A 16,605-nucleotide genomic window follows, 5' to 3' on the forward strand; every position below is an offset into this window, starting at 1 on the left:
ACGCTGAAAGGCTCTAATCCGCCGGCTTCCAGTCCGGCGGTGCCATTTCGAAGGATGCGAATTCGAAGCCGGGCGCAACCGTGCATCCGACTAGCGTGTAATCGCCCGTTGTTTCGGCTGACTGCCACCAGTTGGCGGGAATGATCGCCTGCGGACGCTCGCCCTTGGGGATGTCAGTCCCAAGGATCAGCGTCTCGCTGCTGGTGCCATCCTCAGAGCAGTGAAGCGCAAGCGGAGCCCCGGCATAGTGGTGCCAGACTTCCGCCGCATCACGGACGCGGTGCCAGTGAGAACGCTGCCCCGCCGTCAGGAGATAGTAGATCGCCGTCGAGTGGCCGCGCGATCCCCCCTTGAGGTCTCGGAACGTCTGCACGTACCAACCGCCTTCGGGATGCGGCTGCATTCCAAGCTCGCGGATAATATCGTCCGGCGACATCAGAAATTGTCCTTGCGCCGGCGGATCTCCGCGAAGACTTCCTCGTTGCTCTTGTTCTCCATCAGCAGGTTGCGACGGATGGCCGGATCGGCGGCGCGCAGGAACGGGTTGGTCTCTTTCTCAAGCGCCAGCGTGGTCGGGATGGTGAACTTGTTCTCGGCCCGCAGAGCTTCGATTTCGGCCGCACGGACTACCAGTCGCTGGTTGTCCGGATCGATGGTGACCGCAAAACGTGCGTTCGACAGTGTGTATTCGTGGCCGAAGTAGATCGCGGTTTCGTCAGGCAGCACGGCAAGCTTCTGAAGCGAGTGCCACATATCGGCAGCCGGGCGCTCGAAAAGACGCCCGCAGCCGAGCGCAAATAGCGTATCGGCGGCAAAAAGCAGCTTGTCGTCGACGAAGTGGTAGCAGATATGCCCGGCCGTATGTCCGGGAGTCTCGATGACCTGTACCGTGTGATCGCCGAACAGGAATGTATCGCCATCGGCCATGGTCTTGTCGAGGCCGGGGATTGCCACCGCCTCGTTGATCGGGCCGATGATCTCGCAGCCATATTGTTCCTTGAGCGCGAGATTGCCTTCGACGTGGTCCGTATGGTGATGGGTTGTGAAGATATGCGAGATCGTCCAGCCGCGGCGGGACGCAGCCTTCTCCACTGCGCCTGCATCCGGAGCGTCGATCGATGCCGTCAGGCCGGTTTCAGGATCGTGCACCAACACACCGAAATTGTCGGAACGGCAGAGAAAAACGTCTAAATCCAAAGGTTTCATAATTTCAGGCAGCCTCTTTATCGCGGGTATATCGGGAATGTAGAGGGTCGCGCCTTGAAGTCCAACCGTGCACTGATAACATTTGCCTTGATGCACGCTGATATTGTCGACCTACGCCAGTTCTATCATTCCGACCTCGGGCGCATTGCCGAGCACTCGATCGCTATGGCCCTCTCGTCGCTTTGGGTGCGGCTACCGCAGGAGCGTCTCGTTGGCCTCGGCTACGTGGTTCCCTTCCTCGATCGCTTTCAACCCGACACGGAGCGAACCTTTGCCTTCATGCCGGCCGGGCAGGGGGCGGTGAACTGGCCGGTAGGCGCTCTTTCCTCGACCGCCCTGATCTTCGACGAGGAATTGCCACTGCCGGATTCCTCGATTGACCGGGTGCTGATGGTCCATTCCCTGGAATTCGCCGAAAGCCCGCGGGAAACCCTGAAGGAGCTGTGGCGCGTATTGGCGCCAGGCGGACGGCTGGTCATCGTCGTCCCGAACCGCCGCGGTGTTTGGGCGCGCATGGAACACACACCGTTCGGCTCTGGACGCCCCTATTCGCGAGGGCAGCTGACGAGCCTTCTGCGCGAGACCAATTTCACGCCCGGCGCGACGGCGGAAGCATTGTTCTTTCCACCCTCGAAGCTGCGCACGATGATGAGCCTGCGCAGTGTCTTCGACCGCGTGGGACGCGCCTTATGGCCGGCATTCTCGGGCGTTATTATCGTCGAGGCGCAGAAGCGGCTCTATCAGGGCCTGCCGGTTGCCGCCCGCGCCTCGCGGCGCGTCTTCGTACCGGTTCTGGCGCCGCACGGCGTTCCAACGACGCGCAGTCGTTAGAGCCTAAAGCCGTGGCACTCGACAAGGGCGCCGTTCCGTTCTATTGCCACGGGGCAATTTCAGCCGAATTTTCCCGGTATTTCCAAGGTCGATCCCATGAGCGAAGAGAAGAGCAAGCCCGTTCCGCGTCCCGGTATTCTGGATATCGCAGCCTATGTGCCGGGCAAGGAACATGCGCCGGGCGTTGCCCGCGTCTACAAGCTCTCTTCCAATGAAACACCCCTTGGCGCGAGCCCGAAGGCGATCGAAGCTTTCCGCAATGCTGCCGGCAGTCTCGAGCGCTATCCTGATGGCCAGGCGACGGAACTTCGTGAGGCGATCGCGGCTGTGCATGGTCTGAACCCCGCCAACATCATGTGCGGCAATGGCTCGGACGAGTTGCTCGGCCTGCTTTGCCATGTCTATCTCGGGCCTGGCGACGAAGGCATCATCACCGAGCACGGCTTTCTCGTTTACAAGATCCAGATCATGGGCGCGGGTGCGACATCTGTCGTCGTCAAGGAGAAGGATCAGACGGTCGACGTCGATGCCATTCTGGCGGCCGTTACGCCGAAGACCAAGATCGTCTTCATCGCCAATCCCGGCAATCCGACGGGTACCTATGTTGCGGTCAGCGAAATCCGCCGTCTTCAGGCATCCCTGCCGAAGCAGGTCGTTCTGGTGCTCGATGCCGCCTACGCGGAATATGTCCGCCGCAACGACTACGAGGCCGGCATCGAGATCGTTTCGTCGAATGCCAACGTCGTCATGACCCGTACCTTCTCCAAGGTCTATGGCCTGGCCGCGCTTCGCGTTGGCTGGATGTATGCGCCGGCAGACATCATCGACGCGGTCAATCGCGTCCGCGGCCCGTTCAACATGAACGCGCCGGCCATTGCAGCGGGTGCCGCGGCCATTCGCGACCAGGCATTCACGCAGGAGGCCGCCTCCTTCAACCAGATGTGGATCGAGAAGCTGACGGGTGCGCTCGAGGCTCTCGGCCTCAAGGTGACACCGTCGGTCGCCAACTTCGTGCTCATCCACTTCCCGGATGTTGATGGCAAGCGCGCGCCGGAAGCCGATGAGTTCCTGACCAGCCGCGGCTACATCCTGCGCGCCGTGAAGGGCTACGGCTTCCCGAACGCGCTGCGCATGAGCATCGGTCCGGAAGAGGCGAACCGTGGCGTCATCGAAGCGCTCGGCGAGTTCATGGGACGCAAGTCATGACGGTGCAGTTCGATCGCATTGCGCTGATCGGGATCGGCCTGATCGGCTCTTCGCTGGCCTATGATATCAGGCGGCTCGGTCTGTCAGGTGAGATCGTCATCTCGACGCGCAGCGCCGAAACGCTGAAGCGAGCGGAGGAGTTGAGCCTGGGCGATCGCTATACGACCTGGTCGGCAGAGGCCGTCAAGGATGCGGACCTGGTGATCGTGTCGGTTCCCGTCGGCGCGTCGGAGAGCGTGGCGAAAGAAATCGCCGGCAGCCTGAAGCCCGGTGCCATCGTCACCGATGTCGGTTCGACCAAGGCATCCGTCATTGCCCAAATGCAGCCGCATATGCCGCCGCACGTGCATTTCATTCCCGGCCATCCTCTTGCCGGCACGGAGAAGTCCGGCCCAGACGCCGGATTTCCCGGGCTCTTCGAAGGGCGCTGGTGCATCTTCACCCCGATCGCCGGAACCGACCAAGCGGCATTGAAAAAGTTGCGGCGGTTCTGGGAAACGCTCGGCTCCAAGGTCGACGAGATGGATCCCGAGCACCACGACAAGGTGCTCGCCATCGTCTCACACCTGCCCCACATCATCGCCTACAACATTGTCGGCACGGCGGATGATCTCGAGGCGGTGACGGAATCGGAAGTGATCAAGTATTCCGCGTCCGGCTTCCGCGACTTCACGCGTCTGGCCGCTTCCGATCCGACGATGTGGCGCGACGTCTGCCTGCACAACAAGGATGCGATCCTCGAAATGCTGGCGCGCTTCTCCGAGGACCTCGCTTATCTGCAGCGGGCCATTCGCTGGGGCGAGGGCGACAAGATCTTCGATCTGTTCACCCGCACGCGTGCCATCCGCCGTTCGATCATCCAGGCCGGCCAGGACGTCGATGCGCCGGATTTCGGCCGTCCGCATCCGCTCGAAAAGAAAGCCTGAAGGCTCTATTTCAGATCGGCGGGATCGATCCCAACGGAATGAAACCGCCGACCGTGGCATTGCCACGTGCTACAACGAGATCGACGGAAACCTTGTCGCCGCCGCCCGCCAAAGCTTTCAGCAGCTTGGCGGCAGTGTCGACCGTCTTGGCGATTTCAGGGAAGGTCTGCTTGACGCTGTCGCGCCAGGGGCCGAGCTGTTCGATCTCCAGCTTGAATTTGCCCGACAGATAGCCCTCCTCGTCGAAGGAGAAGGGGCCGCTCAGGGTCATGACCTTGCCGTCGCCGATGTCGGCCACGACCTTGCGCAGTTCGCCGCTGGCGCCGTAGAGGCCCTTTTGGTCGCTGCCGTCGATCATGCCGGCCTTGCCGGCCAGCGTCACGTCGGCGCTCGCCGAGAGCTTCGGGAATGCCGGCCAGTCCTTGATGGCGGTATTGGAATCCTTCAGCGAGATCGCGCCATCCAGGTCGCCGTTGTTCTGGCGAAGGTGGATCTCCGTGTGAGCAGCGTCGAAATTGATCGTCTGGCCGGTCTGGGAAGCCGCCGTCCCCTTGAGCCCGTCGATGATGGTGGAGGAGCGGTCGATGCCCTTTAGCTTGGTGATCAGGCTGGATTGCAGGTTTGCCCATTCGGCATTGAGCGTCAGGCCGTGGGCGGTGCGGATCTCGGCGGGCGAGTCGAGTTCCCAAACGATATGCCCTGGAGCATAGACCTGGGCTGCGGAGCGCAGCTCGCCAAAACTCGCCGACACGCCGTTGACGTTGTCATCGACATCGACCTTCGAGCAGAACAGGCCGATCCGGAACGGATAGCCGCGGAAGTCGATATCGGCGCATTCGGCGGTGACGCCTGCGGTGTTGCCCGGCGCGATCGCCTTCAGCACCGTCGTTTTCAGCTGCGCGGCGGCATAGAACCAGCCACTCGTATAAAGCGCGATCACCAGGAGGAGGATGCAGCCGAGCCACCAGAATTTTCTGCCGCTGCGGGATGGGCTTGACGCTGCCATGATGTTCTCCAAAGGTGACGCGCGAGTGGGAATGTGGGTCTGGCGTGCGATATGGACGAATTTTGGGTGTTTGGCTACGGATCACTGATGTGGAATCCGGGCTTCGAATTTTTGGAGCGTTCTCAGGCGCTTGTCTATGGCTATAGACGGTCGCTCTGCGTGCATTCCTGGGTGCATCGCGGCACGCAGCAGAAACCGGGCCTCGTGCTCGGCCTTGATCGTGGTGGTTCCTGCCGTGGAATGGCCTTTCGGATCGCGCCGGATCAGTGGGGCGAGACAATCGACTATCTGAGGGAGCGCGAGCTCGTAACCAACGTCTATCTTGAGCGTTGCCTGCCCCTCCAGTTGGGGGACGGCCGGAGCAGCAAGGCGGTCGCCTACGTCGTCGATCGAGCGCATACGCAATATGCCGGTGGGCTCGACGCGATCGCGGCGGCGCACGTTGTCCACGGTGCGGAGGGCCGATCAGGGCCGAACGACGCCTATGTCTTCAATACGCTGGCACACCTGCGGGAAATGGGCATTCGCGACCACTGGCTGGAGCAGGTGGTCGGCGAAGTGGAACGACTAAGAAACGCGGCCTGAGTTCAGGCCGTCGTTGCCTTCGCTTTCTGCAATTCCGCGAGCCGACGAGCGGCGGTCGGCGGGAGCGGCAGGTTCGGGTTGCGCTTGACCGTGTCGACCAGCAGTTCATCGCTCGCCTTCTCGGTCACCTCGATCAGATGCGCGAAAAAGGCATCGGGGTCCATGCCGGGTTGGATTGGCGGCAGGATCCGCACCTTGAAGTGACCGGGGTAGCGCAACGTGCTGCGGCGCGGCCAGAACAGGCCGGGGTGCATGGCGACCGGCACGACCGGTAGCTGCAGGTCGCGGTACATGCGGGCGATGCCGTATTTGTAGAGCGGTTCGGCACCGGGCGGGCGGCGCGTGCCTTCGGGGTAAATGATCAGCTGGCGGCCGGTTGCCAGCTCTTCCTTGGTTCGCCTCAACGCCTCGACCATCACCTTGCCGCGGGCGCCGCGATTGACCGGGATCATCCGCTGCTTCTTGGCATACCAACCGAAGAGCGGGATCCACATCAGCTCTCGCTTCAGAATGTAGACCGGATCCTTGAGCCACGGCAGCAGGGCATAGGTATCCCAGAACGACTGATGCTTCGGCGCCAGGATATAGCCGCCATCGGGCAGATTCTCCATGCCCTCGATCTCGAAGGTCGTGCCGACGATCTTCTCCATCAGCCAGTGGCTCGACAGTGCCCAGTTCTTCGGTATGCGGTAGGCGTCCTTGCGTGGCGCGACGAAATAATAGGGGGAGAGCACGATCATGCGAACGATGAGGTTGGCGTAGAAGATCGTGTTGAAGAGAACGGAACGCAGGGCGATCATAAATTTTCCCGAGGCCAATGTCCGCAAGAGGCGGTTGCGCCCTCCTACACGATATTGGCGTTCAGAAAAAGGTTTCCCTCGGCATTAGCCGGAGACGCCTGCCGAGCGGAGCCCAGGGTGGCGGCCAAGTCCCGTCAGATTGCGCGCGCCGGCGAAGAGCACTTTCGCATATTCGGCGAGCATGACCCGGACGGCGTTGGGATCGGTGAACCAGTCGCTGGTCTTCAGGTCCGTATTCACAACGGGGTAGGGAATGAACTGCGTTTCGGCGTCGACATAAGCGAGTTCCGCCAGGCTGCGCGGCATGTGGTAGTTGTTGGTGACGACGAGGACGCTCTTGTAGCCGCGCTGGTGGATCCAGTTCGATGCTTCCTGGGCATTGCCGATCGTGTCGAGTGCGTCGTAGCCGACGTCGACGCAGCATGTGAAAAGTTCCGGCGAGGCCTGGGTCATCCTGCGGATCTGCTTCGGCGTGGTTGTCGGATGCACGCCCGAAATCAGCAGGCGTTTTCCGGCGCCTTTCTGCAGCAGTTCGACGGCCTGGTCGATTCGCTGGTAGCCACCCGTCAGAACGACGATTGCGTCTGCCCGTGGGTCAAGCGGAGGTTTCAGGGTCGTGACGGAATCGGCAAAGCGCAGGAACCCACCAAAAATCAGGGCGATGGCAAGGATGGAGGCCATGCCGCCCCAGCGCAGCATGCGTCGCACGGGGCCGCGAACAGGTCGCCCGTCGGAGCGAAGAAGCTCCGTTCCAGGGCGAATCGGGGTGCGCGGAATGTGTCCCATGCTCATGAATCGGAAAAATATATGCAGATTGCGGCGGCGAACAGACGCTTTCATGGCAAAAAAGGCATGACAAGCTTAATTCACGAGCCCATCCGCCCGTGTCGGGTCGGAACGCAACGTATCGATCTCGTAAATCGTCCGCATCACCGTCAGCCGTGCCGTGAAGGTCGTCAGCAGGGCGATGACGATCATGGTCGCAAAGATGCCGAGATAGCCAAGCGCGCCGACCGAGAACGTGCCAAAGAGCGCGGTGGCCTGGTCCGTCTGCGGCGTCGCCAAGGTCCGGCTCTGCAAGAAGCCGGCGGTGAGGAAGAACAGCGCTGCAAGGGCGCTCCCAACCGCCGATCCCTTCAGGCTGATCTTCAGGAAGTGCTTCTGAAACTCGTTGGCGACGAAAGAGCTTTCGGCGCCAACGAAATGCAGCACCTCGACGATATGGCGGTTGCCAGAGAGAGCTCCTCGGGTTGCGAAAACGACTGTCAGTACCATGGCCGAGAAGACAAGCAGCAAGATGCCGGTGCCGATCATGACCGTCGTGTGGGCCATCGACACCAGACGGTCGACCCAGGTGCGGTGATCGTCGAGCGAAGCCTGCGGAATGCTCCCCTTGAGCAGGGAGCGCATTGCCTCGAAATCGGGCGGGTTGCTTTCGTCGATGGTGATAATGACAAGCCGCGGGACCGGAAGTTCCTTGATGTCGAGCCCTGTGCCGAGCCAGGGTTCGAGTAGGCGGGCGGTTGCCGCTTCGTCGACGATCTGACCGTCCTTGGTGCCGACGAATGTCAGAGCGAGATCGCGCGCCTGCGCCAACGTCTTTTCCATGTCCAAGCCCTCATCGGGCCTGATCTGGATGGTGATCTCGCGGGAAATCTGGCTCTCCCAGCTCGCCGCTGTGGAACGCACCATGCTGACGCCGCCGAGCGTCAGGCAGGCGAGAAAGGCCATGATGGCGATCACCACCATTAGCGCATTGCCCTGAATGTTGGCAGACGGCAGGATCGGCGCCGTCGGCCGCACCTTCATCTCCGGCCGCTTCTGACCTTTCGGGGCGGCCTCCGCCGGCGGTTTGGGCGCTGCTTTAGTCATGGATATCGAGGTGCCCTTCCGAGAGAATCATACGGCGGGCTTCAACCTGGTCCATCAGGGCCAGATCGTGGGTGGCGATCACAACGGCCGTTCCGAGACGGTTAAGCTCAAGGAAGAGATTGAGCAGACGGCGGGCCATCGGCGGGTCGACGTTGGCGGTCGGCTCGTCGGCAAGCAGGATCTCGGGACGGTCGATCAAGGCCCGCGCGATCGCGGCGCGCTGCTTTTCGCCGCCCGATAGCACCGGCGGCAGAACGTTGATGCGCTCGCCGAGACCGACCCACTTCAGAAGTTCCAGCACGTCGGTCTTGTAGGAACTCTCGTCCTTGCCACGAACGCGCAGCGGGAGGGCCACGTTCTCATAGGTCGTCAAGTGGTCGAGGAGCCGGAATTCCTGGAAGATGATGCCGACGCGGCGCCGCAGCAGCGGCAGCTCGGGCCGCGGGATATCGGAAATGTCGCGTCCGAACATGCGGATCAGCCCGCGGGTTGGCTGCAGCGATAGAAACAGCAGCCTGAGCAAGGTGGTCTTGCCGGCGCCCGAGGGGCCGGTCAGGAACTGAAACGATTTCTTCGGAATGTCGAACGTCAGGTCCCGGAGAATTTCCGGGCCCATCCCATAGCGCAAACCGACATTTTCGAAGTGGATCAACGATAGATCAGTCTTTTGTTTGTTCACCGCACGACTTGTTAACCAACAGCATTAACAACCAGTAAATTTATCGGAAAGACGCCGCTTTGATGGCGATCTTTGCGAAGCATTAACCATTAAAATTTACGACTGAGGAGGATTCGTTTCAATGCCGGATTTCCGTCCGGCTCGAAACCATGTGGACACCGGAAAGGCCGTCATCATGACCTCCTCCTCGTTCAGACGCCAGGCGCCCGGCCGCAGCTATGATTTTCTGCCGCCCGAGCCGATCAAGCGCGAGGCCCGCCGAGCCCGCCCAGCCGATGTGGCCGATGCCGAATTCGTAGTGATCAACAACCGCTCCCAGGCCTTTGATGCCCGGAGCTTCACTGGCAATCGCCGACGTCCCCCGGCGCCTTCGATGCTCCGGCCGACGTCCCCACGAGCTTCGATGGAATCATTCGTCCGAGCGGGCGAAGCCTGGCTGCAGCAGGCATCGGTCAAGACTTTCGCCGCCCTGGTGGTCGCGCTTTCGGTGCTGGTGTTTGGTATCGTCGGTGGCTTCTCCGGCCTCTCTGAAAGCGACGCTGCACCGGCAGAGGCACCGCTGCATTTCTCGCATGTCACGATCACGCCCCGCGAGGCAAACGGGATGCAGGTGTTGCTGATCAACGGCATCATCGACAACCAGAGCGGCACGACGCAGATCGTTCGCCCCATCCGCGCCAACTTTTTTGCCGGCGAGCAGTTGACCGCAAGCATCGTCATCAACCCGCCGGTGGATGTCATCTACGCAGGTCAAAGCCGCGGATTTTCTACGAGAGTCCAATACACCGGTGGAAAAATGCCGGAAGTCCGGCTTTCGTTCATGCCCTGAAGGGCTCTAAAGGGGTGTTTCATCGCGCCGTTTGTGGTAACGGCTTGTGCTTCTATTCATGGAGCAAGCCTGCTTATGCCCGTCGTGCGCGGAAAAAACATCGAGCCACTCTTCACAGCCGAGCAGATTGCCGAACGCAATCATGCCATGGCGAAGCAGATTGCATCGGGACCGACGAAGGACCTGCTGGTTATTGCGGTGCTGAAAGGCTCGTTCATCTTTGCCGCGGACCTCATCCGCGCGCTGCATGACAGCGGCCTCGCGCCCGAGGTCGAGTTCATCACTCTCTCGAGCTACGGCACCGGCACGGTCTCGCAAGGCGTGCGGATCGTCAAGGATATCGACAGCGACGTGAAGGATCGCGACGTTCTTCTGATCGACGATATTCTGGAATCCGGCCGTACGCTGCTGTTTGCCAAGGAACTGCTCTACGAGCGCGGCGCCCGCAACGTCACCATCGCCGTGCTCCTCGACAAGAGCGTCAAGCGCAAGGAAAAGCTCGAGGCCGACTATGTCGGTTTCGAATGCCCCGACTATTTCGTCGTCGGCTACGGCATGGATGTCGCCTACGCCTTCCGCGAACTCCCATTTGTCGGCGTCGTCACCGGCGACGCCTAGGGATCACGACCTGACCCTGAATGTGCCACGATGAGACGGGTTGTTAACCATCCCGTCCATCCCTTCCTGCCGTTTACCGATCGCAAAGGAAACTCGTGTGATTTCCGTTGCGGGGCATGAAACGGAGTGATGCACACCATGGCAAAAATTCTGATTACGGAAGACGAGGACTCCCTACGCTCTTTCGTAGCCCGCGCTTTGCGTCTTGACGGTCATGAGACCGAAGAAGCCGCTGACGGTGCGGAGGGACTGGAAAAACTCAGAGACGGCGTCTACGACCTGCTGCTCTCGGATATCCGCATGCCTGTGATGGACGGCATCGAACTGGCGCATCAGGCAAAATCCGCCTTCCCGGCACTGAAGATCCTGCTGATGACTGGCTACGCGGAACAGCGCGAACGCGCGGACGACTTGGCGGAGAAGATCGTCGATGTCGTCTCGAAGCCCTTTGCCTTGCCCGATATCCGCAAGGCTGTCGCGCGTGCGTTGGCCGCCTGAGGCGGCTAACGGCATGATCTCGACTATTCAGCCCTCATCGGGGATGAATTTGCCTTCATAGCGGACGCGAAAATTGCGTCGCTGGAAGTCCTGCTGGAAACATACAAAGATCAGTTCGATATCGGCCAGGCTGTCGCGCTTGTGGAGCAGGCTGAGCGTCACGACGATGACGCCGGCATAGCCGCGCGTCAGCCTAAACGCCGCGTTGCGGATGGCGTTGGCTTCGGCGTCCTGCCGGTCGTCGCGCCGCTCGTAGATCACCCAGAAGCGGCAGATATCCCAGGTCGAACGGAGAATTTCCGTGATTTCCGCCTGGAACTGCTCGGCATGCATGCCGGGTGACCAAGGGAGAGTCTTCTCGCCTTCGTCAGCCACGACGTTTAGGTAGCCATCGTATTCGCCGGTACGGGAGAGCGCATTCTCGATCAACTCGAATGCCGCGTTTTCACCGATTACGGTCTTGAAAAGAATTGCCATCGAATCGCTATAGTTATTCAGCTGCAGCGTGACAAGACGAAGCTTTCGCCAGGCGGGACTCGCCTCGGTGGCGGAACTTGAAGTTTGTCATCCAGTCACGCACAGATCGTGCCTTCGCCGCGCCACATGGAGACGATGGCCTCGTTGGCAAGATCCAACCCGTAGCTTCTCAATAGTCGGGGCAGGCGGGATTTATGGTCGTTCCGCTGTTTCCGCCCTGCGTCTGCAGCGTGCCGGGAATCGGCCTCGGCGGACAGTTGACGGGTTGCCGTGCCCTGGAGCGGCTGGACGAAATGCTCCCCGTTGTCTCCATGCTGTAGGGAGCCGGTCGGTAGCTGTTCGATCCGCCCCAGCTTCGGCTCGATTCGTAGCCGTCGGCAGCAAGGGTCCTGCCGCCGCTGTTGGTCGTTGCGAAACCACCAATATCCATTGCACTTGCCGTGCTTGCAGCCATGCCGAATCCAAGAGCGACAGCTGCGATCAGCTTCCATTCCGTTTTCATGGAAATACCCTCAACTCGTGCCCAAACGACGCGCGATCTGCGTCAAAATAGACATAGGGGGTGCTGGCGTGGAGGTGGCGAATCTCACGCTATTGTGACCTGAATTGGCACAGCCGAGCTATTGAATGTCCAGAAGCCGTTCCAGGTAGCGCCGTTCGATTTCCTGCGGCGGGTTGTTGCCGAGCTTCTCGCGAATGGCATCCAGGATTTCGCGGGCGCGCTGCACGTCGATCTCGTCCGGGACCTTCACCTGATCGCCGAAATCGGGGCCTTCGGCGCGGCGTGGACGTCCAAGCGGGTCGCGGCCGTTCTGATTGCCTTGCCCGACCTGGCCCTGCTGGCCTTGTCCCTGTTGGCCCTGCATGGCCTGCATCATCTGGTTCATCATGTCGCGCGCGCCCTGACGGAGCGCCTCGAGCGCGCGTCCCTGGCCCTGGATGGCCGGTTCGCCGTGACCCTGACCGAGTTCGCGTCCGGCGCCTTCCATTTCGCGCTGGGCCTGGCCGAAGCCCGGACCGGGCTTGATGCCCATGTCGCCGAGACCCTTCTGCAGCTCGCCAAGCTGGTTGCCAAGTTCGTCCTGGCGCGAACGCAGCTGCTTCAAGGCTTCGCGCAGCTGCTCAGCCGTCATCTGGTCGGAAGGCGACTGGCCCTGCTGGTTCTGGCTCTGCTGTTGGTTCTGGTTCGGGTCCTGACTCTGGTCTTGCTGTCCCTGTTGTTGATCCTGCTGCATGCCGTCATTGTCCATCGGCATCTCGTCCAGCAGCGGATCGTTCATCCCCATGTTCGGATCGCCGCGCTGCATGCGATCCTTCAACTGCTGGTCCAGCTTGAAGGTCTCTTCCATCAGCTTCTGCTGGTCACGCAGGATCTGGCCAAGCTTGTCCATCTGCTGGCGCATCTGGCTGTTGTCCTGACCCTGCTGCCCCTGCTGTGGCCTGCCGGCCTGCAGGTTGTTCATCATTCGCTGCAGCTCGGAGAGCATCTGCTGGGCAGCGTCGCGGTTGCCGGAGCGCGCCAGATTCTCGATCTGGTCCATCATCCGCTCCAGATCCTGCTGGCGAAGGATGTTCTGAGCATTCTGGTTCGGCTGCATCGGCGCATTCTGCATGCGCTGCGCAAGCTCCTTCATGTAGTCCTGCATCGCCTTGCGCAGCTCGTCCATGAGCTTCTTGATCTCGGCATCAGGGGCGTTGCGCTGGAGAGCGTCGGCCAGGTTCTGCTGGGCGTTGCGCAGATTGCGTTCTGCCTGCGACAGATCGCCATCCTCCATGCCTACAGCGATATCCCAGAGGTGGTCGGCGGTATCCTTCAGCGCCTCCTCGCCCTTGGCGAGCTTCATCCGCGTCAGAGCGGATTGCAGCAGCAGGTAGTTGGTCAGCTTCGGGATCGTCTCTTCCGGGCGCAGCGTCAGCGCCTCGTTCAGCGTGATCGCTTCCAGCATCTTGCGCGTGTCGAGCGAAAAGACCTGCCGCTCTTCGGCGACGGCGGCGGCCAGCGGCTCGTGGAACGGGCGGGCCGGCATCGTCATCTCGTAGGGCGAGCTGCGACCCGTCTGGCCGGCGGCGTCCTTGGCAATAAGGGTGATGCGGACCCGCTTGCCCGACAGCGGATGCTCGGTCAGGTTCTTGCTGGTCAATCCCTTGGAGTCACGCGAATTGCGGCGGGGGATCTCCAGGCGGAAGTCCGGCAGCGGATAAAGCGGCGTTGCGGCCGGGTCGGAGTCGACAGGAACGATCTCCGCGCGCGCTTCCTGCACGCCGTAATCGTCCTTGACCGTGAAGCCGATTTCGAGAGCGCCGTTGACGGTCGGCTTCGGTATTCCATTGAAGGCGATCTCGGGCGCCTTGTCAGGAATAACGTCGAAGCTCCACGCGCGACCGTTGACCTCGAGCCTGCCGTTTTCCTCGAGCTTCATCAGATGCGTCGTGGCGGACAGCGCGGGATTGATGGGAGCCGTGCCGTCGGCCTGCTGAGTGGCCACTGGCGTAACAGGGGGCTTGGCGGCTTTCTGAGGCGTGATGTCCTCGGCCTCGCCATTCTCGTGCCGGAAGACAACCTTCTCCGCCGTCTTTCCGCCGCTGACGCGGACCGTCAGGCTCGAGAGTTCGGGGACGCGGATCGCCGTCTGCTCGGTACCGTTTGCCGTCAGATAGATCGGCGCGCGACCGGTGTAGGAGGGGGGCGTGACCCAGGCGTCGATACGCACGGCAGGATCAACTGCCTGCGGCGCGGGCCGCGGCTGCAGCGCATCCGAGATCGAACCGCCGCTCGTCGATAGCGAATAGGCGAAAGCCATTACCACAAGCAATGCCGGGATGGCACGCAAGGCCAGCCGGTCGTGGGAGGCGATGTCGGGGCGTGGGAAGCCGGTATCGAGCGCCGCGATCTTCTCCGCCATCCGCGTCTGATGTTCGCGCCAAAGGGCGCGGGCGAAAGGCGTGTCGGTGGCGGGTTCGTCTTCCTGAACGGCAACAGGCTGATGCTGCAGGCCGTTGCGCTGCTCGAGCAACCGATCGGCAGCAGCCACATCGGGCCAATGAAGCCGGCGCAGCGGAAGGAGGGTGACGAGGGTGGCAACCGCAAAAATGATCAGTAGCGCCACGCGAATCCATTCGGGCGCGTAGCGGAAGACACCGAACCAAGACGCTGTGAGGTAGAGCGCCACAACCGACAGAATCGGCAGCAGGAGAGGTAGGATCTGTTCGAAGAGCAGGACCAGGCGCGCCAGAAAGCGCTTGGCCGCGACCAGGCGCGCCAAGGAAGGCCTCAGGGCAAATGCTCCGGTTTTCTCCTTGCTGGAGCTCTTGTTCAATCCGTTCTCCGCGCGCTGGCGTTCAAAGCAGGAGGGCGTTTCCGGCGATTGCCGGGGCAATTCGCTCTCGATCAAGGATAGCATTCTTTGTGGCGAAGGCGAGGGCAAGCCCCAGCCAATGCCGGTTTTTCACGGTTCTTCGCCAAAAAGTGATGCCCCCGCCAGGCGGTGATCAGTCCAGCCAGGCCGGGATGGAATCGAGGGCGATGAGCTCTTCGTAGGTGCCGCGCGGGCGAATCACGTGGAAATCGTTGCCCTTGACGATCACTTCAGGAACCAGAAGGCGGCTGTTATAGGTGCCGGCCTGAACCGCGCCATAGGCGCCGGCGGTGCTGATGGCGAAGAGATCGCCGGACTTCGGCATCGCCATTTCGCGGTCGAGCGCCAGATAGTCGCCGGTTTCGCATACGGGGCCGACGATATCCGCCTTGATGCGCGGCGCGTTCGCTGCCGAGATCACTACGGGGCGGATCTCGTGATGGGCCTCATAGAGAGTCGGACGGATGAGGTCGTTCATCGCGCCATCGACGATCACGAAGGTTTTCTCGCCGCCGTCCTTCACGTAGATCACTTCGGTGACCAGGATGCCGGCATTGCCGACGATCAGGCGGCCGGGCTCAGTGACGATCTTGCAGTTGAGGTCGCGCAGAGTGTTCGTGACGATCGCAGCATAGGCTTCCGGCGATGGGGGCGGGTTGTTGTCGTCCCGGTAGGGGATGCCAAGGCCGCCGCCCACATCGACGTGATGGATATCGTGGCCCTCTGCGCGTAGCGTGCCGACCAGTTCGCGCAGCAGCTTGAAGGCGTCTTCGAATGGCTGCAGGTCGGTGATCTGGCTGCCGATATGCATGTCGATGCCGGTCACTTCGATGCCGGGCAGGCTTGCTGCGCGGGCATAGACGGCGCGGGCGCGCTCCCAGGAAATGCCGAACTTGTTTTCCTTCTTGCCAGTCGAGATCTTCGCATGCGTCCTGGCGTCGACATCGGGATTGATGCGGAAGGAGACAGGGGCCTTCTTGCCTGCCCTGACGGCGCGCTGGTTGAGGATCTCGAGTTCCGGCTCGGACTCGACGTTGAAGCAATAGATGCCGGCCTCGAGGGCCAGGTCCATCTCCCGCGCTGTCTTGCCGACGCCGGAGAACATGATGCGCGATGCCGGGATGCCGGCGGCCAGTGCGCGACGCAGCTCTCCCTCGGATACGACGTCGATGCCGGCGCCGAGATTGCCCAGCGTCTTTAGCACTGCCTGATTGGAATTCGCCTTCATGGCGTAGCAGACCATCGCGTCGACATCGCTGAAGGCTTCCGAGAAGACGCGGTAGTGGCGCTCGAGAGTGGCCGTGGAATAGACATAAAAAGGCGTGCCGACGGCCTTGGCGATCTCGGGAACGGGAACGTTTTCGGCGTAGAGAACGCCGTCGCGGTAGTCGAAATGGTTCACGTCAGTGGCCTCTCAAAGCATGTCTCCCGACGTGGGAACCGGTTTCGGGATCAGGACATGCATAAATACAAAGGCTAAAGCGCTGCTGGCGAATCCGAAAGATCGCCGCGTGCCTTAGAGAAGCGGATCGAGGATGAAGGGCCTGTCGACCCTGCCCGGCTGCGGCGTCGGCTTGGACGAGTCACCGGTCTTCGTTGCGTTCGCGCTCGGCGGGTCGAGATCGCCCTTTCGCCCGCACCCGGCGACGGCAAGGCCGATCACGGCGAAAACAACCGTCAGGCGGACGATCTGCGGCAAGCTCTTCTGCATGGAAT

19 protein-coding genes are annotated in these 16,605 nt (G+C 61.5%); 7 read left to right on the forward strand and 12 right to left on the reverse strand.

The window, feature by feature from the left end; all coding sequences use genetic code 11:
* Positions 1–13: 13 nt before the first annotated feature.
* Both IB244_RS05020 and gloB read right to left on the reverse strand, forming a co-directional pair.
* Positions 14–436: a cupin domain-containing protein gene (locus IB244_RS05020; RefSeq protein ID WP_113470280.1), complete on the reverse strand. Its 423-nt coding sequence runs from the start codon at positions 434–436 to the stop codon at positions 14–16.
* Positions 436–1,206 carry a hydroxyacylglutathione hydrolase gene (gene gloB, locus IB244_RS05025; protein WP_018857773.1) on the reverse strand — a complete coding sequence of 257 codons (771 nt, stop codon included), beginning with the start codon at positions 1,204–1,206 and terminating at the stop codon, positions 436–438. Before gloB ends, IB244_RS05020 begins: the two co-directional genes overlap by 1 nt.
* A 54-nt stretch (positions 1,207–1,260) precedes the next feature.
* Here gloB and IB244_RS05030 point away from each other — a divergent pair, with 54 nt between their 5' ends.
* The 3 genes from IB244_RS05030 to IB244_RS05040 all read left to right on the forward strand — a co-directional run bounded on the left by IB244_RS05030 (position 1,261) and on the right by IB244_RS05040 (position 4,169).
* Positions 1,261–2,037 (forward strand): class I SAM-dependent methyltransferase, encoded by a 777-nt coding sequence (locus tag IB244_RS05030; protein WP_025661878.1) that lies wholly within the window; start codon positions 1,261–1,263, stop codon positions 2,035–2,037.
* Between the two features lie 96 nt (positions 2,038–2,133).
* Positions 2,134–3,243: a histidinol-phosphate transaminase gene (hisC, locus tag IB244_RS05035; RefSeq protein ID WP_112667918.1), complete on the forward strand. Its 1,110-nt coding sequence runs from the start codon at positions 2,134–2,136 to the stop codon at positions 3,241–3,243.
* Positions 3,240–4,169 carry a prephenate/arogenate dehydrogenase family protein gene (locus IB244_RS05040; protein WP_192303268.1) on the forward strand — a complete coding sequence of 310 codons (930 nt, stop codon included), beginning with the start codon at positions 3,240–3,242 and terminating at the stop codon, positions 4,167–4,169. The genes hisC and IB244_RS05040 overlap by 4 nt, the downstream gene beginning before the upstream one ends.
* A 10-nt stretch (positions 4,170–4,179) precedes the next feature.
* On the opposite strand, the gene IB244_RS05045 is transcribed toward IB244_RS05040, so the two are convergent.
* Entirely contained in the window at positions 4,180–5,175 is a 996-nt protein-coding gene (locus tag IB244_RS05045; protein WP_018857777.1) for a DUF2125 domain-containing protein, read from the reverse strand.
* Between the two features lie 51 nt (positions 5,176–5,226).
* Between IB244_RS05045 and IB244_RS05050 the strand changes: the two genes are divergently transcribed.
* Positions 5,227–5,760 (forward strand): gamma-glutamylcyclotransferase, encoded by a 534-nt coding sequence (locus IB244_RS05050; RefSeq protein ID WP_113470283.1) that lies wholly within the window; start codon positions 5,227–5,229, stop codon positions 5,758–5,760.
* Positions 5,761–5,762: 2 nt separating this feature from the next.
* On the opposite strand, the gene IB244_RS05055 is transcribed toward IB244_RS05050, so the two are convergent.
* From IB244_RS05055 to ftsE, 4 genes are all read right to left on the reverse strand, one after another.
* On the reverse strand, positions 5,763–6,560 hold the full coding sequence (locus tag IB244_RS05055) for a lysophospholipid acyltransferase family protein (protein ID WP_018857779.1): 798 nt from the start codon (positions 6,558–6,560) through the stop codon (positions 5,763–5,765).
* Between the two features lie 84 nt (positions 6,561–6,644).
* On the reverse strand, positions 6,645–7,352 hold the full coding sequence (locus IB244_RS05060; RefSeq protein WP_192303270.1) for a YdcF family protein: 708 nt from the start codon (positions 7,350–7,352) through the stop codon (positions 6,645–6,647).
* A gap of 69 nt (positions 7,353–7,421) precedes the next feature.
* Positions 7,422–8,369 carry a cell division protein FtsX gene (locus IB244_RS05065; protein ID WP_245267959.1) on the reverse strand — a complete coding sequence of 316 codons (948 nt, stop codon included), beginning with the start codon at positions 8,367–8,369 and terminating at the stop codon, positions 7,422–7,424.
* 55 nt (positions 8,370–8,424) lie between these two features.
* Entirely contained in the window at positions 8,425–9,084 is a 660-nt protein-coding gene (ftsE, locus tag IB244_RS05070; protein WP_007528031.1) for a cell division ATP-binding protein FtsE, read from the reverse strand.
* A gap of 148 nt (positions 9,085–9,232) precedes the next feature.
* On the opposite strand from ftsE, the gene IB244_RS05075 reads away from it, so the two are divergent.
* From IB244_RS05075 to IB244_RS05085, 3 genes are all read left to right on the forward strand, one after another.
* On the forward strand, positions 9,233–9,940 hold the full coding sequence (locus IB244_RS05075; protein WP_192303272.1) for a hypothetical protein: 708 nt from the start codon (positions 9,233–9,235) through the stop codon (positions 9,938–9,940).
* Positions 9,941–10,015: 75 nt separating this feature from the next.
* The gene (gene hpt / locus IB244_RS05080; RefSeq protein ID WP_018857784.1) at positions 10,016–10,558 is read left to right on the forward strand and encodes a hypoxanthine phosphoribosyltransferase; all 543 of its coding nucleotides are present in this window, start codon (positions 10,016–10,018) and stop codon (positions 10,556–10,558) included.
* Between the two features lie 138 nt (positions 10,559–10,696).
* The gene (locus tag IB244_RS05085; protein WP_007789408.1) at positions 10,697–11,056 is read left to right on the forward strand and encodes a response regulator; all 360 of its coding nucleotides are present in this window, start codon (positions 10,697–10,699) and stop codon (positions 11,054–11,056) included.
* A gap of 27 nt (positions 11,057–11,083) precedes the next feature.
* On the opposite strand, the gene IB244_RS05090 is transcribed toward IB244_RS05085, so the two are convergent.
* From IB244_RS05090 to lptM, 5 genes are all read right to left on the reverse strand, one after another.
* Positions 11,084–11,533: a hypothetical protein gene (locus tag IB244_RS05090; protein ID WP_018857786.1), complete on the reverse strand. Its 450-nt coding sequence runs from the start codon at positions 11,531–11,533 to the stop codon at positions 11,084–11,086.
* 169 nt (positions 11,534–11,702) lie between these two features.
* Entirely contained in the window at positions 11,703–12,035 is a 333-nt protein-coding gene (locus IB244_RS05095; RefSeq protein WP_018857787.1) for a hypothetical protein, read from the reverse strand.
* A 118-nt stretch (positions 12,036–12,153) separates the two neighbouring features.
* Positions 12,154–14,796, reverse strand: a complete 2,643-nt coding sequence (locus IB244_RS05100) for a TIGR02302 family protein (protein ID WP_246734337.1) — start codon at positions 14,794–14,796, stop codon at positions 12,154–12,156.
* A gap of 226 nt (positions 14,797–15,022) precedes the next feature.
* A complete protein-coding gene (lysA, locus tag IB244_RS05105; protein ID WP_018857790.1) occupies positions 15,023–16,291 on the reverse strand; it encodes a diaminopimelate decarboxylase in 1,269 nt (422 codons plus the stop codon).
* A 114-nt stretch (positions 16,292–16,405) separates the two neighbouring features.
* Positions 16,406–16,600, reverse strand: coding sequence for an LPS translocon maturation chaperone LptM (gene lptM, locus IB244_RS05110; RefSeq protein WP_018857791.1), 195 nt, complete (start codon positions 16,598–16,600; stop codon positions 16,406–16,408).
* Between the last annotated feature and the right edge of the window lie 5 nt (positions 16,601–16,605).

The organism is Rhizobium sp. RHZ02 (genome assembly GCF_014851575.1).
GTDB lineage: Bacteria > Pseudomonadota > Alphaproteobacteria > Rhizobiales > Rhizobiaceae > Rhizobium > Rhizobium altiplani.